The following is a 24,317-nucleotide window of genomic DNA, read 5'->3' on the forward strand; positions in this document are numbered from 1 at the left end:
ATGAGTGAATTTTCCCAGACAGTCCCCGAACTGGTTGCCTGGGCCAGGAAAAACGATTTCTCCATCTCGCTGCCGGTAGACAGACTCTCTTTCCTGCTGGCGGTTGCCACGCTGAACGGCGAACGGCTGGATGGTGAAATGAGCGAGGGTGAATTGGTGGATGCGTTCCGCCACGTCAGTGATGCGTTTGAGCAAACCAGCGAAACCATTAGCGTGCGTGCCAATAACGCAATCAACGATATGGTGCGTCAACGTCTGCTGAACCGCTTTACCAGCGAGCAGGCGGAAGGAAACGCCATCTATCGCCTGACGCCGCTGGGCATCGGCATCACCGACTACTACATTCGCCAGCGCGAATTTTCCACGCTGCGTCTCTCCATGCAGCTCTCGATCGTGGCGGGTGAGCTTAAACGTGCCGCTGACGCGGCCGATGAAAACGGTGACGAATTCCACTGGCACCGCAACGTTTACGCGCCGCTGAAATACTCGGTGGCCGAGATTTTCGACAGTATCGATCTCACTCAGCGTCTGATGGACGAGCAGCAGCAGCAGGTGAAAGATGATATCGCGCAGCTGCTGAACAAAGACTGGCGTGCGGCCATTTCCAGCTGTGAACTTTTATTGTCAGAAACCTCCGGTACGCTGCGTGAGCTGCAGGATACGCTGGAGGCCGCAGGGGACAAGCTGCAGGCCAACCTGCTGCGCATCCAGGATGCGACCCTGGCGCACGACGATCTGCATTTTATCGACCGTCTGGTGTTTGATCTGCAGAGCAAACTTGACCGCATTATCAGCTGGGGCCAGCAGTCGATCGATCTGTGGATCGGCTATGACCGCCACGTGCATAAATTTATCCGTACCGCGATTGATATGGATAAAAACCGCGTCTTTGCTCAGCGTCTTCGTCAGTCGGTACAGACCTACTTTGATGCACCGTGGGCGCTGACCTATGCCAATGCCGATCGTCTGTTGGATATGCGCGACGAAGAGATGGCGCTGCGCGATGAAGAGGTCACCGGTGAACTGCCGCCGGATCTGGAGTACGAAGAATTCAACGAAATTCGTGAGCAACTTGCGGCGATGATCGAAGAACAGCTCGCCGTCTACAAAACCAGACAAGCGCCGCTGGATCTTGGGCTCGTGGTGCGCGACTATCTGGCGCAATATCCGCGCGCGCGCCACTTCGACGTTGCCCGCATTGTGGTAGACCAGGCGGTGCGCCTGGGTATCGCGCAAGCAGACTTCACCGGACTGCCGCCGAAGTGGCAGCCAATTAACGATTACGGAGCCAAGGTACAGGCGCATGTCATTGACAAATATTGAACAAGTGATGCCAGTTAAGCTGGCACAGGCGCTGGCGAATCCGTTATTTCCGGCGCTGGACAGCCAGCTGCGTGCCGGTCGTCACATTGGCCTGGACGAGCTGGATAATCACGCCTTTTTGATGGACTTCCAGGAGTACCTGGAAGAGTTTTACGCCCGCTATAACGTGGAGCTTATCCGCGCGCCGGAAGGCTTTTTCTATCTGCGCCCGCGTTCCACGACCCTGATCCCGCGCTCCGTGCTCTCCGAGCTGGACATGATGGTTGGCAAAATTCTTTGCTATCTCTACCTCAGCCCGGAACGCCTGGCAAATGAAGGCATCTTCACCCAGCAGGAGCTGTACGATGAACTGCTGACGCTGGCGGATGAGAGCAAGCTGCTTAAGCTGGTGAATAACCGTTCGACGGGGTCGGATCTTGACCGTCAAAAATTACAGGAAAAGGTTCGCTCTTCCCTGAACCGTCTGCGCCGTCTGGGGATGGTCTGGTTTATGGGCCACGACAGCAGCAAATTCCGCATCACGGAATCGGTCTTCCGCTTCGGCGCCGACGTGCGTGCGGGCGATGATGCGCGTGAAGCGCAGCTTCGCATGATCCGCGACGGTGAAGCGATGCCGGTGGAAAACCATTTGCAGCTCAATGATGAGCATGAAGAGAATCTGCCGGATAGCGGGGAGGAAGAGTAATGATTGAACGCGGTAAATTTCGCTCACTGACGCTGATTAACTGGAACGGCTTCTTTGCCCGAACCTTCGATCTGGATGAGCTGGTCACGACGCTCTCAGGTGGTAACGGGGCGGGTAAATCCACCACCATGGCGGCGTTTGTAACGGCGCTAATCCCCGACCTGACGCTGCTTCACTTCCGTAACACCACCGAAGCGGGCGCGACAAGCGGCTCCCGCGATAAAGGCCTGCACGGTAAGCTGAAAGCGGGCGTCTGTTATTCCGTGCTGGACGTCATCAACTCCCGTCACCAGCGCGTGGTGGTGGGCGTACGTCTGCAACAGGTTGCCGGCCGCGACCGTAAAGTGGATATCAAACCGTTCGCCATTCAGGGGCTGCCAACCTCCGTACAGCCGACCGCGCTGCTGACGGAAACGCTGAATGAACGCCAGGCGCGCGTCCTGACGCTGCAGGAGCTGAAGGACAAGCTTGAAGCCATCGAAGGGGTGCAGTTTAAGCAGTTCAACTCGATTACTGACTATCACTCACTGATGTTCGATCTGGGCGTGGTGGCGCGCCGTCTGCGCACCGCTTCAGACCGTAGTAAATACTACCGTCTGATCGAAGCGTCCCTGTACGGCGGTATCTCCAGCGCCATTACCCGTTCCCTGCGTGACTATCTGCTGCCGGAAAACAGCGGCGTGCGTAAGGCCTTCCAGGACATGGAGGCGGCACTGCGTGAAAACCGCATGACGCTGGAAGCGATTCGCGTTACCCAGTCTGACCGCGACCTGTTTAAACACCTGATCAGTGAAGCGACCAACTACGTTGCGGCGGACTACATGCGCCACGCCAACGAGCGCCGCGTCCATCTCGATCAGGCATTAGAATATCGCCGCGAGCTGTTTACCTCCCGTAAACAGCTGGTGGCCGAGCAGTACAAGCACGTCGAAATGGCGCGCGAGCTGGGTGAGCACAACGGTGCCGAGGGCGACCTGGAAGCCGACTATCAGGCCGCCAGCGATCACCTGAACCTGGTGCAGACCGCGCTGCGTCAGCAGGAAAAGATCGAACGCTACGAAGCGGACCTCGATGAGCTGCAAATTCGTCTCGAAGAGCAAAATGAAGTAGTGGCCGAAGCCGCCGAGATGCAGGAAGAGAATGAAGCCCGCGCCGAAGCCGCCGAGCTGGAAGTGGACGAGCTGAAAAGCCAGCTTGCGGACTACCAGCAGGCGCTGGACGTGCAGCAGACGCGTGCGATTCAATACAACCAGGCGCTGCAGGCGCTACAGCGTGCGAAAGAGCTGTGTCATCTGCCGGATCTGACGCCGGAAAGTGCCGACGAGTGGCTGGACACCTTCCAGGCCAAAGAGCAGGAAGCCACCGAGAAACTGCTCTCGCTTGAACAGAAAATGAGCGTCGCGCAAACGGCGCACAGCCAGTTTGAACAGGCTTATCAGCTGGTAGTTGCCATTAACGGCCCGCTGGCGCGTAGCGAAGCCTGGGACGTTGCCCGTGAACTGCTGCGCGACGGCGTCAACCAGCGCCATCTGGCCGAGCAGGTGCAGCCGCTGCGTATGCGCCTGAACGAGCTGGAACAGCGCCTGCGCGAGCAGCAGGAAGCCGAACGTCTGCTGGCCGAGTTCTGCAAGCGTCAGGGTAAACATTACGATTTCGACGAGCTCGAGGTGCTGCATCAGGAACTGGAAGCGCGTATTGCGGCCCTGTCCGATACCGTATCAAATGCCAGCGAACAGCGTATGACGCTGCGTCAGGAGCTGGAGCAGCTTCAGTCCCGTTCGAAGGCGCTCCTGCAACGTGCGCCGGTCTGGCTGGCAGCGCAAAGCAGCCTGAACCAGCTCAGCGAACAGTGCGGCGAGCAGTTCGAGTCCAGCCAGGAAGTGACCGAATACCTGCAACAGCTGCTAGAGCGCGAGCGCGAAGCCATTGTTGAACGTGACGAAGTGGGTGCCCGCAAGCGTGACGTCGATGAAGAAATCGAGCGCTTAAGCCAGCCGGGCGGGTCAGAAGATCCGCGTCTGAACACGTTAGCCGAGCGTTTTGGCGGCGTACTGCTGTCTGAGATTTACGATGACGTTGGCCTGGACGATGCGCCGTACTTCTCCGCGCTGTACGGTCCATCCCGCAACGCAATTGTGGTGCCGGATCTGTCGCTGATTTCTGAGCAGCTCGCAGGGCTGGAAGATTGCCCGGAAGATCTCTACCTGATCGAAGGGGATCCGCAGTCGTTCGATGACAGCGTTTTCAGCGTTGACGAGCTGGAAAAAGCGGTGGTGGTGAAAATCGCCGATCGCCAGTGGCGTTACTCCCGCTTCCCGGAGCTGCCGCTGTTTGGCCGCGCCGCGCGCGAAAGCCGCATCGAGAGTCTCCACGCCGAGCGTGAAACGCTGTCTGAACGCTTTGCCACTCTGTCGTTTGACGTACAGAAAACCCAGCGTCTGCACCAGGCGTTCAGCCGCTTTATCGGCAGCCATCTGGGCGTGGCGTTTGAAGCCGACCCGGAAGCGGAAATCCGCAAGCTCAACACCCGCCGTGGCGAGCTGGAGCGCGCGATTGCCAGTCATGAAAGTGACAACCAGCAGAGCCGCGTCCAGTTCGAACAGGCGAAAGAGGGCGTCGCTGCCCTTAACCGCATTCTGCCGCGCCTGAACCTGCTGGCGGATGACACGCTGGCCGACCGCGTGGATGAGATCCAGGAACGTCTGGATGAAGCCCAGGAAGCCGCGCGCTTCGTGCAGCAGCACGGCAACCAGCTGGCGAAGCTGGAGCCCGTCGTGTCTGTACTGCAGAGCGACCCGGAACAGTTCGAGCAGTTAAAAGAAGATTACGCCTGGTCGCAGCAGGTGCAGCGTGAAGCGCGTCAGCAGGCGTTTGCCCTGACGGAAGTGGTGCAGCGTCGTGCGCACTTCGGCTACTCCGATTCGGCTGAAATGCTGAGCGGTAACAGCGACCTGAATGAAAAACTGCGCCAGCGCCTTGAGCAGGCGGAAGCGGAACGTACCCGCGCTCGCGAAGCGATGCGCAGCCACTCCGCTCAGCTGAACCAGTACAACCAGGTGCTGGCTTCGCTGAAAAGCTCCTTCGACACCAAGAAAGAGCTGTTAAACGACCTGCAGAAAGAGCTGCAGGACATTGGCGTTCGTGCCGACAGCGGGGCGGAAGAGCGCGCGCGCATTCGTCGTGATGAGCTGCATAGCCAGCTCAGCAATAACCGCGCGCGTCGTAATCAGCTGGAAAAAGCGCTGACCTTCTGCGAAGCGGAAATGGATAACCTGACCCGCCGCCTGCGCAAGCTGGAGCGCGACTATCATGAGATGCGCGAGCAGGTCGTGACGGCGAAAGCGGGCTGGTGCGCCGTGATGCGGATGGTGAAAGACAACAACGTTGAACGTCGCCTGCACCGTCGCGAGCTGGCATACCTTTCTGCCGATGAGCTGCGTTCGATGTCGGATAAGGCGCTGGGTGCGCTGCGTCTGGCGGTGGCGGATAACGAACACCTGCGCGATGTGCTGCGTATGTCGGAAGATCCAAAACGTCCGGAACGTAAAATCCAGTTCTTCGTGGCGGTTTACCAGCACCTGCGCGAACGTATTCGTCAGGACATCATTCGTACCGACGATCCGGTCGAAGCCATCGAACAGATGGAAATCGAGCTGGGCCGCCTGACGGAAGAGCTGACCTCCCGCGAGCAGAAGCTGGCGATCAGCTCCCGCAGCGTGGCGAATATCATTCGCAAAACCATTCAGCGCGAGCAGAACCGTATCCGCCAGCTGAACCAGGGGCTGCAGAGCGTCTCGTTTGGTCAGGTCAACAGCGTGCGTCTTAACGTCAACGTGCGCGAAGCCCACGCGACGCTGCTGGAAGTGCTCTCTGAGCAGCACGAGCAGCATCAGGATCTGTTCAACAGCAACCGTCTGACCTTCTCCGAAGCGCTGGCGAAGCTGTATCAGCGCCTGAATCCGCAGATTGATATGGGCCAGCGTACTCCGCAAACCATCGGTGAAGAGCTGCTGGACTATCGTAACTACCTGGAAATGGAAGTTGAGGTAAACCGTGGTTCAGACGGCTGGCTGCGTGCGGAATCCGGAGCGCTGTCGACCGGTGAAGCCATTGGTACCGGGATGTCGATTCTGGTGATGGTGGTACAGAGCTGGGAAGATGAAGCGCGCCGCCTGCGCGGGAAAGACATCTCCCCATGCCGACTGCTGTTCCTCGATGAAGCGGCGCGTCTTGATGCCCGCTCGATTGCCACGCTGTTTGAGCTTTGCGAACGTCTCGATATGCAGCTCATCATTGCGGCACCGGAAAACATCAGCCCTGAAAAAGGCACCACCTATAAGCTGGTGCGTAAAGTGTTCCAGAACAGCGAACACGTGCATGTTGTCGGGCTGCGTGGCTTTGCGCCGCAGCCGCCGGAATCATTGCCGGAAACCACGGCAGACGCTTCCTGAGGCGTTTTGTTACAAAGAGCGGCGCAGAAGCGCCGCTTTTTTTATTCTCTTAACTTGTGTTCAGGGCTGCGTTATCTTTAAACTTCTTTACATAAGGTAAGGCAACAGAGTTGTCGTCTACCTATAATAAAAGAAAGCCCCACCGTGATGGGCATGTCGTGAAAACAGGGGGCAAGGGATGTTGCTAAAGAAAGAATGTGGTCGTCAACTGTCAGCGCTGAGTTTATGTCTGGCAGTGATGTTTGCTCCACTGTTAACCGCCCAGGCCGACGAGCCTGAAATTGTGCCGACTGACAGCACCGCAACGACAGGCGCGCAGCCGACGTCATTGTCTCAGCCGCTGGAACAGTCTACGGCAACGGCCATCATGGCCGGGATTAAGCCGCTGCCGGAAGGCATCGACGTTGAATCGCTCAGCCAGCAGCTCCAGACAGGCCTGCCTTCAGGCTACACGCCTGCCTATATCAATCAGCTCACGCTGCTATATGCTGCCCGCGATATGAAACCCATGTGGGAAAATCGTGAAGCCGTGCGCGCCTTCCAGCAACAGCTGGCGGAAGTGGCGATTGCGGGATTCCAGCCGCAGTTTACGAAGTGGGTTGAGCTGCTAACCGATCCTGCCGTCACCGGTCAGGCGCGGGACGTGGTCCTTTCCGATGCCATGATGGGTTACCTGCAGTTTGTGGCGGGTATTCCGGTCAATGGCAACCGCTGGCTGTACAGCGATAGGCCCTATAAGCTGGCGACGCCAGCCCTGTCGGTGATTAACCAGTGGCAATTAGCGCTGGATAACGGCGACCTGCCGCACTTCATTACCAGCCTCGCGCCGGCGCATCCACAGTATGCCACGATGCACCAGTCGCTCCTCGCGCTGGTGGGGGACTCGCGTCCATGGCCGCAAATGCGGGGGACCGCAACGCTGCGTCCGGGTCAGTGGAGCAGCGATGTGCCAGCCCTGCGCGAGATCCTTAAACGCTCCGGTATTCTTGATGGCGGGCCGAAGATTGCCCTGCCGGGCGACGATCCGCAAAGCGCGGTGGTCAGCCCGTCAGCGCCCATAAAAGAGAACAAGGCCACTACCCTGAGCAATAAGCCCGAGGCTTACGATCGCGAGCTGGTCGCCGCGGTTAAACAGTTCCAGGCCGCTCAGGGGCTGGGAGCCGATGGCGTCATTGGACCCTCAACGCGTGACTGGCTTAACGTATCGCCTGCGCAGCGGGCCGGGGTGCTGGCGCTTAATATTCAGCGTTTGCGTTTGCTGCCGGGCACGCTGTCTACCGGCATTATGGTCAATATCCCGGCCTATTCACTGGTTTATTATCAGGACGGTAGCGAGAAGCTGGCCTCGCGCGTGATTGTCGGGCGTCCGGATCGCAAAACGCCGATGATGAGCAGCGCGTTAAATAACGTGGTGGTTAACCCGCCGTGGAACGTGCCGCCGACGCTGGCGCGTAAGGACATTCTGCCTAAGGTCTGGAACGATCCGGGTTATCTGGAACGTCACGGCTATACGGTCATGCGTGGCTGGAACAGTAAAGAGGCGATCGATCCTTACATGGTCGACTGGTCGACGATCACGGCCTCCAACCTGCCGTTCCGCTTCCAGCAGGCTCCCGGAGCCCATAACTCGCTGGGGCGCTACAAATTCAACATGCCAAGTTCAGATGCTATCTATCTGCACGATACGCCGAACCACAATCTGTTCCAGAAAGATACCCGGGCACTGAGTTCAGGCTGCGTGCGGGTGAATAAAGCCTCGGAGTTGGCCAACATGCTGCTGCAGGATGCGGGCTGGAACGATACGCGTATTTCTGACGCCCTGAAGCAGGGTGATACGCGCTACGTGAATATTCGCCACAACATTCCGGTTAATCTTTATTATCTGACAGCGTTTGTGGGTGAAGACGGTCGCACGCAGTACCGTACAGATATTTACAATTATGATCTCACCGCGCGATCCGGCGCACAAATTTTGCCAAAAGCGGAACAATTAATCAGGTAAATGAAGTAGTTCGGGAAAAATGATTGTCGTAAGTTATGGTGAATCGGGGCCAATATCGCTGTAAGCCGCGTATTCACTGGGGTTGGGCGCCTTGACGTACCCTGTTTTGCCAGTTAAGGTGCCCTTCGTGCGCTAAGCATATTACGATTTCATTGACCTGTAGACCTGATTATCATGGACAAATTTGACGCTAATCGCCGCAAGCTGCTGGCGTTAGGTGGTGTTGCGCTTGGTGCAGCGGCCATCTTACCGACGCCAGCATTTGCCACCCTCTCGACACCTCGTCCGCGCGTTTTAACGCTCAGCAATCTTCACACCGGTGAGTCGCTAAAAGCGGAGTTTTTCGATGGCAGAGGCTATATTCAGGATGAATTAGCAAGACTCAACCATTTTTTCCGTGATTTCCGCGCGAATAAAGTAAAAGCCATCGACCCAGGACTGTTTGATCAGCTTTTCCGCCTTCAGGGCCTGCTGGGCACCAGCAAGCCGGTGCAGCTTATTTCTGGTTATCGCTCAATTGATACCAACAATGAACTGCGCGCCCATAGCCGTGGGGTAGCGAAAAAAAGCTACCACACGAAGGGACAGGCAATGGATTTCCACATTGAAGGCGTTTCTTTAGCCAATATTCGCAAAGCCGCGTTATCTATGCGCGCTGGTGGTGTAGGATATTACCCACGTAGCAACTTTGTGCATATTGATACCGGGCCGGTTCGGCACTGGTAATAACGAAACACAGGAGCAGTATGAACTATCGTATTATTCCGGTTACCGCGTTCTCCCAGAACTGTTCATTAATCTGGTGCGAGCAAACCAAACTGGCCGCGCTTGTCGATCCCGGCGGTGACGCTGAGAAAATCAAGCAGGACGTTGCCGACAGCGGCGTGACGCTGATGCAGATTTTACTGACGCATGGTCACCTCGACCATGTAGGCGCAGCGGCTGAACTGGCTAAACACTACGGTGTGCCGATTATTGGCCCGGAAAAAGAAGATGAGTTCTGGCTGCAGGGGTTACCCGCCCAAAGCCGCATGTTTGGCCTTGATGAGTGTCTGACATTGACGCCCGATCGCTGGTTGAACGAAGGAGAGCGCGTTAACGTAGGGAATGTGACTTTACAGGTGTTGCATTGTCCTGGGCATACGCCAGGCCATATCGTCTTCTTTGACGACCAGTCCCGTCTGCTGATTTCCGGCGATGTGATTTTCAAAGGTGGCGTAGGACGCAGCGATTTTCCGCGCGGCGATCACGGGCAGCTGATTCAGTCGATTAAACAGAAGTTATTGCCGCTGGGTGATGACGTAACGTTTATCCCTGGACACGGTCCGATGTCGACGCTGGGCTATGAACGGCTCCATAACCCGTTCCTTCAGGATGAAATGCCTGTCTGGTAACCAGCACAAAAAAGCCTGCTTAACGCAGGCTTTTTTGTGGGCGCAAATTACAGGACGGCGACAATCGCTTCGCACAGTGGTGCCATGTTGTCAGGGGTCATGCCTGCAACGTTTACGCGGCCAGAGGCTACGGCGTAAACGCCAAACTCTTCACGCAGACGCAGAACCTGCTCTTTGGTCAGGCCGCTGAACGAGAACATACCGTTCTGTTTGATGATGAAGCTGAAGTCGCGGTCAGCGCCTTTCTCCGCCAGGGTGTTCACAAACAGCAGGCGCATGCGCTGGATACGCTGACGCATATCGTTCAGCTCTTGTTCCCAAATCGCGCGCAGCGCATCGTTGCTCAGAATGGTCGCAACAACAGACGCACCGTGTGCCGGCGGGTTAGAGTAGTTTGCGCGGATAACGGATTTCATCTGGCTAAACGCGCGATCGACAGTCTCATCGTTAGCCGCAACCAGCGTACAGGCGCCTACACGCTCATTGTACAGACCAAAGTTCTTGGAGTAGGAACTGGCAACGATCAGTTCCTGATGCATGGCTGCGAACGCGCGCAGGCCTTCAGCATCTTCTTCCAGACCGCGGGCGAAGCCCTGGTAAGCAAAGTCAAACAGCGGCAGCCAGCCTTTCTCAACGGAGAGCTTTGCCAGGTGTTCCCACTGCTCAAGCGTTGGATCGATACCGGTTGGGTTGTGGCAGCAGCCGTGGAACAGCACCACGTCACCCGCCTGCGCTTCGCTCAGGCTTGCCAGCAGGCCGTCAAAGTCCAGAGAGTGATTGGCCGCGTCGTAGTAAGCATATTCACGCACTTCCAGGCCGGCAGAGTTAAAGACGCTCTTATGGTTCGGCCAGCTTGGATTGCTCACCCATACGCGCTTCACAGAGGTGTTTTTCGCAAGGAAATCCGCCGCCACGCGCAGCGCGCCGGTACCGCCAGGGGTCTGCGCCGTGCGCGCACGTTTGTCACTCACAATTGCGCTGCCTTTACCGAACAGCAGCTCCTGGGTGCAGCGACCAAATTCAGGGATACCATCAATACCGAGGTAGTTTTTGGTGGTTTCATTTTCCAGCAGATACTGCTCAGCTTTCTTAACGCTGGTCAGTACCGGAGTTTTGCCGGTTTCATCTTTATATACACCAATACCCAGGTTGATTTTGCCAGGGCGGTCGTCGGCACGAAACAGATCGGCCAGGCCCAGAATAGGGTCGGCAGGAGCGGCGGTAATGTTCTCAAACATGACGAAGTTCCATTGTGATTACAGAAGTGAAATCCGCTATCAGGTTAACGGTAGATTTACAAAATGCCAACCGTTTGCGACGAAAAGCGTGCGGCTTTTCAAAAGTCGCCATTATTTTCTGTCAGGCATAAAAAAACAGGGCCGAAGCCCTGTTCATTATGCATATAACAAAGTGGTGTTCTGATTAGAACTGGTAGGTTACACCCACAGCAGCCATATCGTCGTTGCCGTTCAGACCGCCAACAGCTTTCGCGTAGTCGGTGTCTTTATCCAGCAGGTTGATGTAGTAGTCAGCCCACACGTTGAAGTTTTTGTTGAAGTAGTAAGTGGTACCAACCTGGATGAATTTAGCCAGGTCTGCATCGCCACCGCTGAAGCCGCCGACGGCAGCCAGGTCTTTACCTTTGGTCTGCACGTAGGAGATTGCTGGACGCAGGCCGAAGTCGAACTGGTACTGAGCAACCACTTCGAAGTTCTGAGTTTTGTTAGCAAAACCTGCATCACCGCTAGAACCGGTACGGGTGGTGTTACGGGTTTCTGCATAGGTAGTTGCCAGGTAGAGGTTGTTAGCGTCGTATTTCAGACCCACGCCCCATGCTTCAGCTTTATCACCCTGGCCATCAGCTTTCTGGTTCAGAGTACGGTTAGCGTTGCTGTAAGATGCGATTGCACCGAAGCCTTCGCCGAAGTCGTAACCCAGTGAGTAACCTACGCCGTCACCGTTAGAGGTTTTAACGTCAGCACGGTCGTTTTTACCCTGGTACTGTACGCCCAGGCTCAGACCGTCAACCAGACCGAAGAAATCGCTGTTACGGTAGGTCAGCAGGCCGGTGCTGCGGCTGGTCATAAAGTTATCAACGTAGTTACCGCCCCAGGTCATACCGGAGAAGGACGGCGCCATATCGGTGTATGACTCAACGTCGTATACGATACCGTAGTTACGACCGTAGTCGATGCTGCCAGCGTCGCCCGCTTTCAGACCAGCAAAGGCCAGACGGTTTTTGTTAGACTGAGCGGTGTTCTCAGCCTGGTTAGCCATGAAGCGGTATTCCCACTGGCCGTAACCGGTCAGCTGGTCGTTGATCTGAGTTTCGCCTTTGAAACCGATCTGCGCGTAGGTAGCGTCGTTATTGTTAGTGTCATCGCCGGAGGTCACGAAATCGTGCTCGGCGTTAACTTTACCGTAGAAGTCCAGTTTGTTGCCGTTCTTGTTATAGATTTCTGCAGCGTTAGCTGCACCGGCTACCAGCAGGGCAGGGATTACCACTGCCAGAATATTGCGCTTCATCATTATTTATTACCCTCATTGGTTTTTTTATGACACTCGCCACTGCCGTCAATAAATTCTGTCAATAAATATTTCCGGAACTATTGATGAGAGTTTGGTGTCTTTATGTATCTGACAGGCATCTTTCCATTCACCGAAGCGTTTCGCTAGCCTGAAAGTGCTACAATTCTCAAGATTGAGTTACAGAAAGAAAATATGTGTAACTAAATGTGTATTTTTGGGAACTTTGTGAACCATCTCAAATTTCAGAACCCCCCTGGCGAATTAAGCATCGGTTTGTTTCCTATATATATGAATTCCTTATGTTTAATTTGGATAAAGGCAATTCCTATAAACGAATGTTAAACGACTCGTTTTTTCTTATGACCCAATAAAGACTTCTGGATGGCTGAAAGATTGGTTGAAATTTGTGCTATTGCTTCAGAATGTAATAATCGCAATAAGAATGAGGTTAATTTTTTGTGGCTAGATATTTCGCGGAAACAAAACGTAACAGGTAGCGGTTGTGACGGTGTAGTGGTTTAAAAACGCTGACTTTACGCTGACAAAAACTGACAGGGCAGAATAAAATAATGGCCAGCAAATGCTGGCCATTGTCTGTTGCGTTGCTTAGAAGCTGGCGTTGCGTGGTGTACGCGGGAACGGAATTACGTCACGCACGTTCTGAACGCCGGTAACGTAGGCGATCAGACGCTCGAAGCCCAGACCGAACCCAGCGTGCGGAACGGTGCCATAACGGCGCAGGTCGCGATACCAGCTGTAGTCCGCAGGGTTGAGCCCCATCTCTGCCATGCGCGCGTCAAGCACGTCCAGACGCTCTTCACGCTGAGAACCACCAATGATCTCACCGATGCCCGGCGCCAGTACGTCCATCGCTGCCACGGTTTTCCCGTCTTCGTTAAGGCGCATATAGAAGGCCTTAATGTCTTTCGGGTAGTTTTTAACGACAACCGGCGCTTTGAAATGTTTCTCGGCGAGATAGCGTTCGTGCTCAGACGCCAGATCGACGCCCCAGTAAACCGGGTTCTCGAACTTCTCACCGCATTTCTCGAGGATCGCCACCGCATCGGTGTAGTCCACCTGCGCAAAGTCGGCAGAGACGAAACGCTCCAGACGCGCTACAGCATCGCTGTCTACGCGTTCGGCGAAGAACTTCATGTCGTCAGGACGCTCTTCCAGCACCGCTTTGAAGACGTACTTCAGCATCGCTTCTGCGAGACCTGCAACATCATTCAGATCGGCAAACGCCACTTCCGGCTCCAGCATCCAGAACTCCGCCAGGTGGCGGCTGGTGTTGGAGTTTTCGGCGCGGAAGGTTGGGCCGAAGGTATAGATCTTAGACAGCGCACAGGCGTAGGTTTCGCCGTTGAGCTGGCCGGATACCGTCAGGAAGGCTTCTTTGCCAAAGAAGTCTTTGTCGTAGTCGACTTTACCTTCCGGCGTGCGCGGCAGGTTTTCCATGTCCAGCGTCGAGACGCGGAACATTTCGCCTGCGCCTTCTGTATCGGACGCGGTGATCAGCGGGGTAGACACCCAGAAATACCCCTGCTCATCGAAGAAGCGATGCAGCGCCTGGGCCAGCGTATGACGCACGCGAGCCACCGCACCAATCAGGTTGGTACGCGGACGCAGGTGTGCGACTTCACGCAGGTATTCAATGCTGTGACGTTTTGCCGCCATCGGGTAGGTGTCCGGATCTTCAACCCAGCCGGTCACTTCAATGGCAGAAGCCTGGATCTCGAAACTCTGGCCCTGGCCCGGGGATGCCACAACCACACCGGTGACGATAACGGAACAACCCGTCGTCAGGCGCAGAACGTCATCATTGTAATTGGGCAGAGAATTATTAATGACGGCCTGTACAGGATCAAAGCAGGAACCGTCATAGACGGCAAGGAAGGAGATGCCAGCTTTAGAATCTCGGCGAGTACGCACCCATCCGCGCACGGTGACCTCCTGGTCAACGGCGACACGGCCCTGGAGTACGTCGGCTACAGGCACAACGCTCATAATATTCTCTCTGTTAATAGTCGGAAAAAATAAACACTTGTCCACCCCAAGACGGGGGGATATCTATGTTACCTGCCAACCGCTATCAGACAAGTAAATTTCGCAGTCAAAAGAGAAGAATTGAGAAATAAATAAGGGAAGGGAGCCCTGAAGGCTCCCGTAAGCGCTTAACTGGCTTTTTTGATCTGGGGGAGATCGAACGCTTTGCGCAATGCGCGAACAAACGCTTTGTCATGGCAGATGGTTTTACCCGGGCTGTCAGAGAGCTTAGCCACCGGCTTGCCGTTACATTCCACCAGCTTTATCACAATATTCAGAGGTTTTACCTGAGGAATGTCGCAGGTCAACCGGGTACCGATCCCGAAGCCCAGATTAATTCTGGCATTGAAATGACGATACAGTTCGACGGCTTTTGCCAGGTCGAGATTATCGGAGAAGACCAGCACCTTGCTCATCGGGTCAATGCCGAGTTTTTGGTAATGAGCAATCGCCTTTTCGCCCCATTCAACCGGATCCCCTGAGTCGTGGCGTAACCCCTGGTAACGCTCAGCGAACTCGGGACCAAAGTCGCGCAGGAAGGCATCCATCGTAATACAGTCGGTCAGGGCGATCCCGAGTTGATTCGGGTACTCTTCAAGCCACGCAGCCAGCGCCGCACGCTGGCTGTTAGCCAGGTCCGGGCTAATTTGCTGATGCGCCTGGAACCACTCGTGCGCCTGGGTGCCCATTGGCGTCAGGTTGAGGCGACGCGCCAAATCGTAGTTGCTGGTACCCACGAACCACGGCTCCTGCTGCAAACGTTCAACGATAGCTTGCTGAACCTCGCGAGAGAAGCGGCGACGGGTGCCGAAATCCATCAGGCGGAAGCGGGACATATCCAGCCCTTCGGTCAGCGTTGAGAATGCCTCAAGTTTGTTCTCCAGCGAGGCGACCGCCTGTTCGACGCCCGTTTCAGGCGAACGGTAGCGGTGAGCCAGCTCGCTGATGACGGCCAGAAGCGGCACTTCCCACATGATCACTTCCCGCCACGGACCTTCAAGACGAATATCCAGCTTGCCGTTCTCGTTGGTCACGGTGACCTGTTCAGGCTTATAGCGGAAGTCGCGCAGCCAGTTCAGATAGTCCGCTTTAAAGAAAGGCAGGCCAGAAAGCCACTGATATTCGTCATCGGTGAGCGCCAGATGCTGCATCGCATCGACCTGTTCACGAATGGAGTCTGCGTAGATACCGAGCAAGTCGTCACCACGGCAGCGGAATTCCGCCGCGACGTGAACGTCATAGTAATGGTGGAAAACGGCTTGCTGCATATGCAGTTTATACGCGTCGGTATCCAGCAACGTATGCAGAACCGGAGAAGCGAATTGAGTCATAGGTGCGCTGTAGCATCCTCTCACGGGAGCGTTTAGTACAATAAACAACTCCGGAGTATACCTTGTTTAGTGATTTATTGAACCCCGATCACAACATAAGCACACTTTATGGTCGAGAGCATTTCGTGCCCCGTGTTATACAAATGTAGCGAAAAAGGTGTTTAAGTCTGAAAAGATGAACATTCTGCATAGCGCGTTTTACGCAACAGGAATATATTGAAACGTTACTCGACAAACGATGCATAAGGTTTTCTATGACACAACAGCCACAAGCCAAATACCGCCACGACTACCGTGCGCCGGAATACCTGATTAGCGATATCGACCTGACTTTTGACCTGGATGCCACAAAAACCGTTGTGACGGCGGTAAGCCAGGTGACGCGCCACAGCGCGACTGCCGTACCGCTGCGTCTGGATGGCGAAGACCTGACGCTGGTCTCCCTGCACATTAACGATGAAGCCTGGTCAGATTATAAAGAAGAAGGCAACCAGCTGGTCATCGACAACCTGCCGGAACGCTTTACGCTGCGCATCGTGAATGAAATCAGCCCTGCCGCCAACACGGCGCTGGAAGGGCTCTACCAGTCAGGCGTGGCCCTGTGTACCCAGTGTGAAGCCGAAGGTTTCCGCCACATTACCTGGTACCTGGACCGCCCGGACGTGCTGGCGCGCTTTACCACCAAAATCATTGCCGATAAAACCCTCTATCCGTTCCTGCTCTCCAACGGTAACCGCGTGGGTGAGGGCGAGCTGGAAAATGGCCGTCACTGGGTGCAGTGGCAGGATCCGTTCCCGAAACCGTGCTACCTGTTTGCGCTGGTGGCGGGTGATTTCGACGTGCTGCGCGATACCTTCAAAACCCGCTCTGGCCGCGAAGTGGCGCTGGAGCTGTTCGTTGACCGCGGCAACCTTGATCGCGCGCCGTGGGCGATGACTTCACTCATTAACTCCATGAAGTGGGATGAAGAGCGTTTCGGCCTCGAATACGATCTCGACATCTATATGATCGTCGCCGTCGACTTCTTCAACATGGGCGCGATGGAGAATAAAGGCCTTAACATCTTTAACTCCAAGTACGTGCTGGCGCGTACCGATACCGCCACCGATAAAGACTACCTCGATATCGAACGCGTTATCGGCCACGAGTATTTCCATAACTGGACCGGTAACCGCGTCACCTGCCGCGACTGGTTCCAGCTGAGCCTGAAAGAGGGGCTGACCGTCTTCCGCGATCAGGAGTTCAGCTCCGATCTGGGCTCGCGGGCGGTCAACCGCATCAACAACGTGCGCACCATGCGCGGCCTGCAGTTTGCGGAAGATGCCAGCCCAATGGCGCACCCGATCCGTCCGGATAAAGTCATTGAGATGAATAACTTTTACACCCTGACGGTGTACGAGAAGGGCGCTGAAATTATCCGCATGATCCACACCCTGCTGGGTGAAGAGAATTTCCAGAAAGGGATGCAGCTTTACTTCGAACGTCACGACGGCAGCGCGGCTACCTGCGACGACTTCGTGCAGGCGATGGAAGACGCGTCCAACGTTGATCTTTCTCACTTCCGCCGCTGGTACAGCCAGGCCGGGACCCCGATTGTCACCGTTAAGGACGACTACAACCCGGAAACCGAGCAGTACACTCTGACCATCAGCCAGCGCACGCCGCCAACCGCCGAGCAGGAAGAAAAATATCCGCTGCACATTCCGTTCAGCATTGAGCTGTACGACAACGAAGGCAACGTCATCCCGCTGCAGAAGGGCGGCCACCCGGTGCACCACGTGCTGAACGTGACCCAGGCAGAGCAGACCTTTATCTTCGATAACGTCTACTTCCAGCCGGTGCCTGCGCTGCTGTGCGAGTTCTCCGCGCCGGTGAAGCTGGAGTACAAGTGGAGCGACCAGCAGCTGACGTTCCTGATGCGTCACGCCCGCAACGATTTCTCCCGCTGGGACGCGGCGCAGAGCCTGCTGGCAACCTACATCAAGCTTAACGTGAACCGCTACCAGCAGGGCCAGCCGCTGACGCTGCCGGTGCATGTGGCAGACGCGTTCCGCGCCATCCTGCTGGACGAGAAGATTGACCCGGCGCTGGCGGCTGAAATTCTGACCCTGCCGTCCGCGACTGAAATTGCGGAGCTGTTCGACATTATCGACCCGATTGCCATCGTGGCGGTGCGCGAAGCGCTGACCCGCACGCTGGCGACCGAACTGGCGGATGAATTCCTGGCGCTCTACAACGCTAACAAGCTTGACGCGTATCGCGTGGAGCATGCGGATATCGGCAAGCGTAGCCTGCGCAATACCTGCCTGCGCTATCTTGCGTTTGGTGAGGCCGAACTGGCGAACACGCTGGTGAGCAAGCAGTATCACGAAGCGGATAACATGACTGATGCGCTCGCGGCCCTGGCGGCAAGCGTTGCCGCTGAACTGCCGTGCCGCGATGCGCTGATGCAGGAATATGACGACAAGTGGCACCAGGATGGCCTGGTGATGGACAAGTGGTTTATTCTGCAGGCGACCAGCCCGGCGGCTGATGCGCTTAGTAAGGTTCGCAGCCTGCTGAAGCACCGTTCGTTCACCATGAGCAACCCGAACCGCGTTCGCTCGCTGATTGGCGCATTTGCCAGCAGTAACCCGGCCGCGTTCCACGCCGAAGACGGCAGCGGATACCAGTTTATGGTGGAAATGCTGACCGAGCTGAACAGCCGTAACCCGCAGGTTGCATCACGTCTGATTGAGCCGCTGATCCGCCTGAAACGCTATGATGCGCAGCGCCAGGCGAAGATGCGCGCCGCGCTTGAGCAGCTGAAAGGGCTGGAAAATCTGTCTGGCGATCTGTACGAGAAGATTGCTAAGGCGCTGGCCTGATGTAAAAAAGCCCGGTGGCGCTACGCTTACCGGGCCTACGTGGGGGCGCGGGGCATCGGTTTTCTCCCTCTCCCTGTGGGAGAGGGCATCAGGCATTGGCCTTTATCCGCTGAATCTCCGCTTCCCCACGTTTCATCACCCGATCCAGCACTTCGGCTTCCAGCTCCGCCAGTCTCGCCGAGCCCACGCGACGAGGGCGCGGGATGTCCACCGTCAGATCCAAACCGATTTTCCCGTTTTCTATAAGCAATACCCGGTCCGCCATCGCCACGGCTTCGCTCACGTCATGCGTCACCAGCAGTACCGTAAAGCCGTGCGCCTGCCAGAGGGATTCAATCAGATCCTGCATTTCTATCCGCGTCAGGGCATCAAGAGCGCCGAGCGGCTCATCAAGCAGCAGCAGGCCGGGACGGTGAATCAACGCTCGCGCCAGCGCCACGCGCTGCTTCTGGCCGCCCGACAGCGCCGCAGGCCATTCACCTGCACGGTTTTCCAGCCCGACGGCGGCCAGCGCCTGACGGGCTTCATCCCGCCAGTTGCCTTTGAGCCCCAGCCCGACGTTATCAATCACCGTTTTCCACGGCAGCAGGCGCGCGTCCTGAAACATCATGCGCGTATCGTCCTGAATATTGGCCAGCGGCGTGGTTCCTGCCAGAATCTGTCCACCGTTGGGGGCTTCCAGCCCGGCTAAAAGACGCAGGAGTGTGCTTTTTCCGCCGCCGCTGCGCCCGACTACAGCCACAAACTGGCCGGCGGGAATGTGCAGATCCAGCCCGTTAAGAATGGTGTTTTCGCCGTAGCGTTTGGTTACGCCGTTCAGCAGCAGCGGCGTGCCCTGATTTAGTCGTGCGGTATTCATGCTTTCGCCTCCTGAAGGGTATAGGCCGGGTTCCAGCGCAGCCAGCTGCGCTCCAGCCACTGTGCGCTGACGTCGGCGAGTTTGCCGAGCAGTGCATACAGAATGATGGCGACCACCACCACGTCCGTTTGCAGGAATTCGCGGGCGTTCATCGCCAGGTAGCCAATACCGGAATTGGCTGAGATGGTTTCCGCCACAATCAGCGTCAGCCACATCAAGCCGAGCGCAAAGCGCACCCCGACCATAATGGAGGGCAGGGCGCCCGGCAGAATCACGTGAGCAAAGAGGGAAAAACCGGATAAGCCGTAGCTGCGCGCCATCTCCACCAGACCGCGATCGATATTGCGGATGCCGTGCCAGGTGTTGATGTATATCGGGAACAGCGTGCCCAGCGCCACGAGGAAGATTTTGGCGCTCTCATCGATCCCAAACCACAAAATGACCAGCGGGATCAGCGCCAGATGCGGCACGTTGCGCAGCATCTGGATGGAGGTATCCAGCAGCCTTTCCCCCCAGCGTGAAAGGCCGCTGATCAGACCCAGCACCAGACCGATGCTGCCGCCGATGGAAAACCCAATTACCGCGCGCCAGGAGCTGATCGCCAGATGTTGCCACAGCTCTCCGCTGACGCTCAGCGACCAGAACGCTTCGATAACGCCCTCCGGAGAGGGCAAAATGCGGCTCGACAGCCAGCCGGTGGTCGACGCGAGCTGCCAGAGCGCCACGATGCCGACGGGCAAAAACCACGGGGCGGCGCGCAGCAGCCATTTTTGTGAGGTGGCAGACATGGTCACTCCTTAGCTCTGTGCGGCTTTGCGCGGAATAAACTCGTTTGCCACGGCTTCGCCCTGCAGCTGGAGCCGCTGCGGCTGCGGAATTTCCGGAACGGCGACATCCAGATGCGGGAATAACAGCTCGCCTACCCTGTAGGCCTCTTCCAGGTGCGGATAGCCGGAGAGAATAAAGCTGTCGATGCCCAGGTCAGCGTATTCATTAATACGTGCAGCCACGGTTGGCCCGTCGCCGACCAGCGCCGTGCCCGCGCCGCCGCGTACCAGACCCACGCCCGCCCACAGGTTCGGGCTGATTTCCAGATTCTCGCGCTTGCCGTTGTGCAGAGAGGCCATGCGGTGCTGCCCGACGGAGTCGGTTTTGGCAAACGCAGCCTGCGCCTTCGCAATGGTCTCATCGTCCAGATGGGAGATCAGACGGTCTGCCGCCTGCCAGGCTTCTTCATTGGTTTCGCGCACAATCACGTGCAGGCGAATTCCGAAGCGCACCTTGCGGCCATGGGCGGCGGCTTTGGCGCGGACCTGGGCAATTTTCTCTTTCACCAGCTCGGGCGGCTCGCCCCAGGTCAGATAGAGATCGACCTGCTCGGCGGCCAGATCCTGGGCCACATCCGACGAACCGCCAAAATAGAGCGGAGGGCGCGGCTGCTGCACCGGCGGGAAGTAGAGCTTCGCGTCGCGAACGTGAATATGCTTACCTTCAAAGGTGACGGTTTCGCCTTCAAGCAGGCGTCGCCAGACGCGGGTAAATTCGGCGGAGGCTTCATAGCGCTCGGTATGGTCGAGGAACACGCCGTCACCCGCCAGCTCCTGCGGATCGCTGCCCGTCACCAGGTTAAACAGAGCGCGGCCGTTGGAGAGCCTGTCCAGCGTTGCTGCCTGACGCGCCGCCACGGTGGGTGAAACGACGCTCGGGCGCAATGCAACCAGGAATTTAAGGCGCTGGGTGACCGGGATCATCGACGCGGCCACCAGCCAGGCATCCTCGCACGAGCGTCCGGTCGGGATCAGCACGCCGGTAAAACCGATTCGGTCCGCCGCCTGGGCAATCTGCTGAAGATAGCCATGGTCAACCGGGCGCGAGCCCTCTTCTGTACCAAGATAGTGTCCATCACCGTGGGTGGGTAAAAACCAGAAAAGATTCAGACTCATGATTTAGCTCCTTCTTTGCCAGCGGGCTGCCAGATGCGTTCGCGAATATCGACCTGTTTTGGTACCAGGCGGTTTTGATAGAAGAGGTCAGCGGTCTGTTGCTGAAGCGCGGCGACGTGCGCGTCGACAGGCGCAATGGTGGTGGGCGGACGGTGACTGAGGTAGCTCGCGATCACCGGCTCAGGTAAGCCCATGGTTTTTGCCAGCAGGGTGATGCTCGCCTGACGCTGGCTCTGGGTCAGGGCATCTGCCTGCGTAAAGGTATCCAGTACGCCCTGAATAAACGCGCCGTTTTTTTCGGCGTAAGGGCGTGAGGCGAGGTAGAACGAACCGGTTTGCTTCAGCGTAGTACCGTCTTTCAGCACCCGTACGCCACCCTGCAGTAATGCCGCGGAGTAGTACGGATCCCAGATAGCCCAGGCATCAACGTTCTTCTGCTGGAACGCGGCGCGCGCGTCGGCGGGCGTCAGGTAAACGGGCTGAATGTCGGTGAACTTGAGGCCGGCTTCCTGTAAGGCGCGCAGCAGCAGGTTGTGCGAACTGGAACCTTTCTGGAAAGCGACCTTACGCCCTTTAAGGTCGGAGACGCTTTTAATGTCACTGTTTTCAGGTACCAGGATGACTTCGGCTTTCGGCTTAGCGGGTTCTACACCGACGTATACCAGGTCTGCCCCGGCAGCCTGAGCGAAAATAGGCGGGATGTCGCCCGTACTGCCCAGATCGATACTGCCGACGTTCAGGGCTTCAAGCATCTGCGGCCCTGCCGGGAACTCCACCCATGAGAATTTGGTGTCCGGGAAGCGTTTTTCCAGCAGCTGGTGGCTTTTTGCCAGCACCATACTGACGCTGCCTTTTTGGTAGCCAATCCGTAAACTGTCCGGTGCGGTTTCTGCGGCATGTGCCAGCGCGCTAAACGCCATCAGGCCAGCCAGTCCGAGGCGGGTTAAGGTTTTAAACATGTGCGACTCCCTGCGGCGGATTAAAAGAAGGAACCTGGATATCCCGGCGATGCAGCGCGTGCCAGAAAGTTTCCAGCGAGGCATCAAGGCGCGTTTGCAGATTCGGCGTGAAGTGCGGCTTATGCTGGTAGTCAATGACCTGCGAATCATCCGCGAAAACGCCGTGAAGGATCTCCTGCGCCTTCAGGGCGTTTAGCACCGGCTTCAGGGCGTAATCCACCGCCAGTAAATGGGCCACCGTGCCGCCCGTTGCCAGCGGCAGAACCACTTTGCCGTCCAGTGCGCGCTCGGGGAGAAGATCGAGCAGCGTTTTCAGCGCGCCCGAAAAAGAGGCTTTATAAATCGGGGTCGCAACGATGAGGCCGTCCGCTTCCTTGAGCTGCTCAGTGAGGGTTTTCAGCGCGGGGCTGTCGAAGCGGGCATACAGCAAATCTTCAGGTTCGAAGTTATGCAGATTCCAGTGGCACACTTCCACGTCCAGGGCATTGAGCTTGTCGCGGGCATATTCCAGCAGGGCGCTGGAACGCGAAGGGAATCGTGGACTTCCGGCCAGGGTAATGACGCGCATACTTCCTCCTTATAACTAATTGTTTGCTTTTGTCTAACATTCATAACAATTTTCAGGAGTGTGACACCGCGCGGTTATTCCACTAAATGATTTATCCGCAATTAAACTGCGAAAAACTGCATAAGAAAGAGAGTGGTAGGTAAACGATTGCGTTTTACGCCGATTTTTTGCCGCAGGTCAATTCCCTTTCGTGACGGGATCGCCCATAATCCCCTCCCGGTTTGCACACCGGGAATCCAGGAGAGTTCATGTACTACCCCTTCGTTCGTAAAGCCCTTTTCCAGCTCGACCCCGAGCGCGCTCATGAATTTACATTCCAGCAATTACGTCGCATTACAGGAACGCCTCTGGCGGCCCTGGTGCGTCAAAACGTGCCGGAAAAGCCTGTGCAGTGCATGGGGCTGACCTTTAAAAATCCGCTGGGTCTGGCGGCCGGTCTGGACAAAAATGGCGAGTGCATTGATGCCCTGGGCGCGATGGGCTTTGGCTCCATCGAAATTGGTACCGTCACGCCGCGCCCGCAGCCGGGAAATGACAAGCCGCGCCTGTTCCGCCTGGTCGAAGCCGAAGGGTTAATCAACCGCATGGGCTTTAATAACCTCGGCGTTGATCATCTGGTAGAGAACGTGAAGAAAGCCCATTTTGATGGGGTGTTAGGCATCAATATTGGCAAAAATAAAGATACGCCGGTTGAGCAGGGTAAAGATGACTACCTGATTTGTATGGAAAAAGTCTACGCCTATGCCGGGTATATCGCGGTGAATATTTCCTCACCCAATACCCCGGGGCTGCGCTCCTTACAATATGGCGAAGCGCTGGACGATCTTCTGAGTGCCATTAAAAATAAACAAAATGAACTCCAGGCGATCCACCATAAATATGTTCCGGTCGCGGTGAAGATCGCGCCGGATCTTTCTGTCGAAGAATTGATCCAGGTTGCCGACAGTTTGGTTCGCCATAATATTGACGGGGTGATTGCAACGAATACCACGCTCGATCGTTCGCTCGTTCAGGGAATGAAAAACTGTGACGAAGCGGGTGGGTTAAGTGGCCGTCCGGTACAATTAAAAAGCACCGAAATTATTCGCGCGCTGTCTGCGGAATTAAAAGGCCGTTTACCGATTATTGGCGTCGGCGGTATCGACTCGGTGATTGCTGCGCGCGAGAAGATGGCGGCCGGTGCGTCACTGGTGCAAATCTATTCCGGCTTTATTTTTAAAGGCCCGCCTTTGATTAAAGAAATCGTTACGCATATCTAATCTTTTTTCTTAATCAGACAACCAGGGCTTTATTTCCAGCCCTGGTTGTTTTATATTCCGTCACTGTTGCTTATTTAGACATTATCGTCTTTTATTACTAG

At 56.3% G+C, this 24,317-nt stretch carries 17 protein-coding genes; 8 read left to right on the forward strand and 9 right to left on the reverse strand.

From position 1 onward, the window contains the following. From mukF to IB212_RS07825, 6 genes are all read left to right on the forward strand, one after another. Positions 1 to 1,323 (forward strand): chromosome partition protein MukF, encoded by a 1,323-nt coding sequence (mukF, locus tag IB212_RS07800; RefSeq protein WP_041910621.1) that lies wholly within the window; start codon positions 1 to 3, stop codon positions 1,321 to 1,323. After that, positions 1,304 to 2,008 (forward strand): chromosome partition protein MukE, encoded by a 705-nt coding sequence (gene mukE, locus IB212_RS07805; RefSeq protein ID WP_008499954.1) that lies wholly within the window; start codon positions 1,304 to 1,306, stop codon positions 2,006 to 2,008. Before mukF ends, mukE begins: the two co-directional genes overlap by 20 nt. Continuing rightward, positions 2,008 to 6,459 (forward strand): chromosome partition protein MukB, encoded by a 4,452-nt coding sequence (mukB, locus tag IB212_RS07810; RefSeq protein WP_041910620.1) that lies wholly within the window; start codon positions 2,008 to 2,010, stop codon positions 6,457 to 6,459. The genes mukE and mukB overlap by 1 nt, the downstream gene beginning before the upstream one ends. Before the next feature lie 178 nt (positions 6,460 to 6,637). After that, a complete protein-coding gene (ldtD, locus tag IB212_RS07815) occupies positions 6,638 to 8,461 on the forward strand; it encodes a L,D-transpeptidase (RefSeq protein ID WP_041910619.1) in 1,824 nt (607 codons plus the stop codon). Positions 8,462 to 8,635: 174 nt separating this feature from the next. Then, positions 8,636 to 9,187 (forward strand): YcbK family protein, encoded by a 552-nt coding sequence (locus IB212_RS07820; RefSeq protein WP_028012580.1) that lies wholly within the window; start codon positions 8,636 to 8,638, stop codon positions 9,185 to 9,187. A 20-nt stretch (positions 9,188 to 9,207) separates the two neighbouring features. Beyond that, positions 9,208 to 9,855 (forward strand): MBL fold metallo-hydrolase, encoded by a 648-nt coding sequence (locus IB212_RS07825; protein WP_041910618.1) that lies wholly within the window; start codon positions 9,208 to 9,210, stop codon positions 9,853 to 9,855. A 47-nt stretch (positions 9,856 to 9,902) separates the two neighbouring features. Here IB212_RS07825 and aspC read toward each other — a convergent pair whose 3' ends face one another. The 4 genes from aspC to pncB all read right to left on the reverse strand — a co-directional run bounded on the left by aspC (position 9,903) and on the right by pncB (position 15,761). Continuing rightward, a complete protein-coding gene (aspC, locus tag IB212_RS07830; RefSeq protein ID WP_041910617.1) occupies positions 9,903 to 11,093 on the reverse strand; it encodes an aspartate transaminase in 1,191 nt (396 codons plus the stop codon). Positions 11,094 to 11,277: 184 nt separating this feature from the next. Continuing rightward, the gene (locus IB212_RS07835; protein WP_041910616.1) at positions 11,278 to 12,384 is read right to left on the reverse strand and encodes a porin; all 1,107 of its coding nucleotides are present in this window, start codon (positions 12,382 to 12,384) and stop codon (positions 11,278 to 11,280) included. Between the two features lie 606 nt (positions 12,385 to 12,990). Next, complete coding sequence (asnS, locus tag IB212_RS07840) at positions 12,991 to 14,391, reverse strand: asparagine--tRNA ligase (protein ID WP_028012584.1); 1,401 nt, start codon at positions 14,389 to 14,391, stop codon at positions 12,991 to 12,993. A gap of 167 nt (positions 14,392 to 14,558) precedes the next feature. Continuing rightward, positions 14,559 to 15,761: a nicotinate phosphoribosyltransferase gene (pncB, locus tag IB212_RS07845; RefSeq protein WP_045630030.1), complete on the reverse strand. Its 1,203-nt coding sequence runs from the start codon at positions 15,759 to 15,761 to the stop codon at positions 14,559 to 14,561. Positions 15,762 to 16,015: 254 nt separating this feature from the next. On the opposite strand from pncB, the gene pepN reads away from it, so the two are divergent. Continuing rightward, complete coding sequence (gene pepN / locus IB212_RS07850) at positions 16,016 to 18,628, forward strand: aminopeptidase N (protein WP_188245785.1); 2,613 nt, start codon at positions 16,016 to 16,018, stop codon at positions 18,626 to 18,628. A gap of 88 nt (positions 18,629 to 18,716) precedes the next feature. On the opposite strand, the gene ssuB is transcribed toward pepN, so the two are convergent. Genes ssuB through ssuE form a run of 5 tightly spaced genes read right to left on the reverse strand, consistent with a single transcriptional unit; the run spans position 18,717 to position 22,957 of the window. After that, positions 18,717 to 19,487, reverse strand: a complete 771-nt coding sequence (ssuB, locus tag IB212_RS07855) for an aliphatic sulfonates ABC transporter ATP-binding protein (RefSeq protein ID WP_188245786.1) — start codon at positions 19,485 to 19,487, stop codon at positions 18,717 to 18,719. After that, positions 19,484 to 20,275 (reverse strand): aliphatic sulfonate ABC transporter permease SsuC, encoded by a 792-nt coding sequence (ssuC, locus tag IB212_RS07860; RefSeq protein ID WP_028012588.1) that lies wholly within the window; start codon positions 20,273 to 20,275, stop codon positions 19,484 to 19,486. Before ssuC ends, ssuB begins: the two co-directional genes overlap by 4 nt. A gap of 9 nt (positions 20,276 to 20,284) precedes the next feature. Further along, on the reverse strand, positions 20,285 to 21,430 hold the full coding sequence (gene ssuD, locus IB212_RS07865) for an FMNH2-dependent alkanesulfonate monooxygenase (protein WP_028012589.1): 1,146 nt from the start codon (positions 21,428 to 21,430) through the stop codon (positions 20,285 to 20,287). Next, positions 21,427 to 22,389: a sulfonate ABC transporter substrate-binding protein gene (locus IB212_RS07870; protein ID WP_188245787.1), complete on the reverse strand. Its 963-nt coding sequence runs from the start codon at positions 22,387 to 22,389 to the stop codon at positions 21,427 to 21,429. Before IB212_RS07870 ends, ssuD begins: the two co-directional genes overlap by 4 nt. Then, positions 22,382 to 22,957: an NADPH-dependent FMN reductase gene (gene ssuE / locus IB212_RS07875; RefSeq protein WP_028012591.1), complete on the reverse strand. Its 576-nt coding sequence runs from the start codon at positions 22,955 to 22,957 to the stop codon at positions 22,382 to 22,384. Before ssuE ends, IB212_RS07870 begins: the two co-directional genes overlap by 8 nt. A 248-nt stretch (positions 22,958 to 23,205) precedes the next feature. Here ssuE and pyrD point away from each other — a divergent pair, with 248 nt between their 5' ends. Further along, entirely contained in the window at positions 23,206 to 24,216 is a 1,011-nt protein-coding gene (gene pyrD, locus IB212_RS07880) for a quinone-dependent dihydroorotate dehydrogenase (RefSeq protein WP_045261711.1), read from the forward strand. Positions 24,217 to 24,317 lie beyond the last annotated feature (101 nt).

Source organism: Enterobacter sp. E12 (genome assembly GCF_014596715.2).
GTDB lineage: Bacteria > Pseudomonadota > Gammaproteobacteria > Enterobacterales > Enterobacteriaceae > Enterobacter > Enterobacter bugandensis.

Coding starts and splice junctions, on each gene's coding strand:
- mukF (WP_041910621.1), top strand. CDS start 1: ATGAGTGAATTTTCCCAGACAGTCCCCGAACTGGTTGCCTGGGCCAGG.
- mukE (WP_008499954.1), top strand. CDS start 1,304: ATGTCATTGACAAATATTGAACAAGTGATGCCAGTTAAGCTGGCACAG.
- mukB (WP_041910620.1), top strand. CDS start 2,008: ATGATTGAACGCGGTAAATTTCGCTCACTGACGCTGATTAACTGGAAC.
- ldtD (WP_041910619.1), top strand. CDS start 6,638: ATGTTGCTAAAGAAAGAATGTGGTCGTCAACTGTCAGCGCTGAGTTTA.
- IB212_RS07820 (WP_028012580.1), top strand. CDS start 8,636: ATGGACAAATTTGACGCTAATCGCCGCAAGCTGCTGGCGTTAGGTGGT.
- IB212_RS07825 (WP_041910618.1), top strand. CDS start 9,208: ATGAACTATCGTATTATTCCGGTTACCGCGTTCTCCCAGAACTGTTCA.
- aspC (WP_041910617.1), bottom strand. CDS start 11,093: ATGTTTGAGAACATTACCGCCGCTCCTGCCGACCCTATTCTGGGCCTG.
- IB212_RS07835 (WP_041910616.1), bottom strand. CDS start 12,384: ATGATGAAGCGCAATATTCTGGCAGTGGTAATCCCTGCCCTGCTGGTA.
- asnS (WP_028012584.1), bottom strand. CDS start 14,391: ATGAGCGTTGTGCCTGTAGCCGACGTACTCCAGGGCCGTGTCGCCGTT.
- pncB (WP_045630030.1), bottom strand. CDS start 15,761: ATGACTCAATTCGCTTCTCCGGTTCTGCATACGTTGCTGGATACCGAC.
- pepN (WP_188245785.1), top strand. CDS start 16,016: ATGACACAACAGCCACAAGCCAAATACCGCCACGACTACCGTGCGCCG.
- ssuB (WP_188245786.1), bottom strand. CDS start 19,487: ATGAATACCGCACGACTAAATCAGGGCACGCCGCTGCTGCTGAACGGC.
- ssuC (WP_028012588.1), bottom strand. CDS start 20,275: ATGTCTGCCACCTCACAAAAATGGCTGCTGCGCGCCGCCCCGTGGTTT.
- ssuD (WP_028012589.1), bottom strand. CDS start 21,430: ATGAGTCTGAATCTTTTCTGGTTTTTACCCACCCACGGTGATGGACAC.
- IB212_RS07870 (WP_188245787.1), bottom strand. CDS start 22,389: ATGTTTAAAACCTTAACCCGCCTCGGACTGGCTGGCCTGATGGCGTTT.
- ssuE (WP_028012591.1), bottom strand. CDS start 22,957: ATGCGCGTCATTACCCTGGCCGGAAGTCCACGATTCCCTTCGCGTTCC.
- pyrD (WP_045261711.1), top strand. CDS start 23,206: ATGTACTACCCCTTCGTTCGTAAAGCCCTTTTCCAGCTCGACCCCGAG.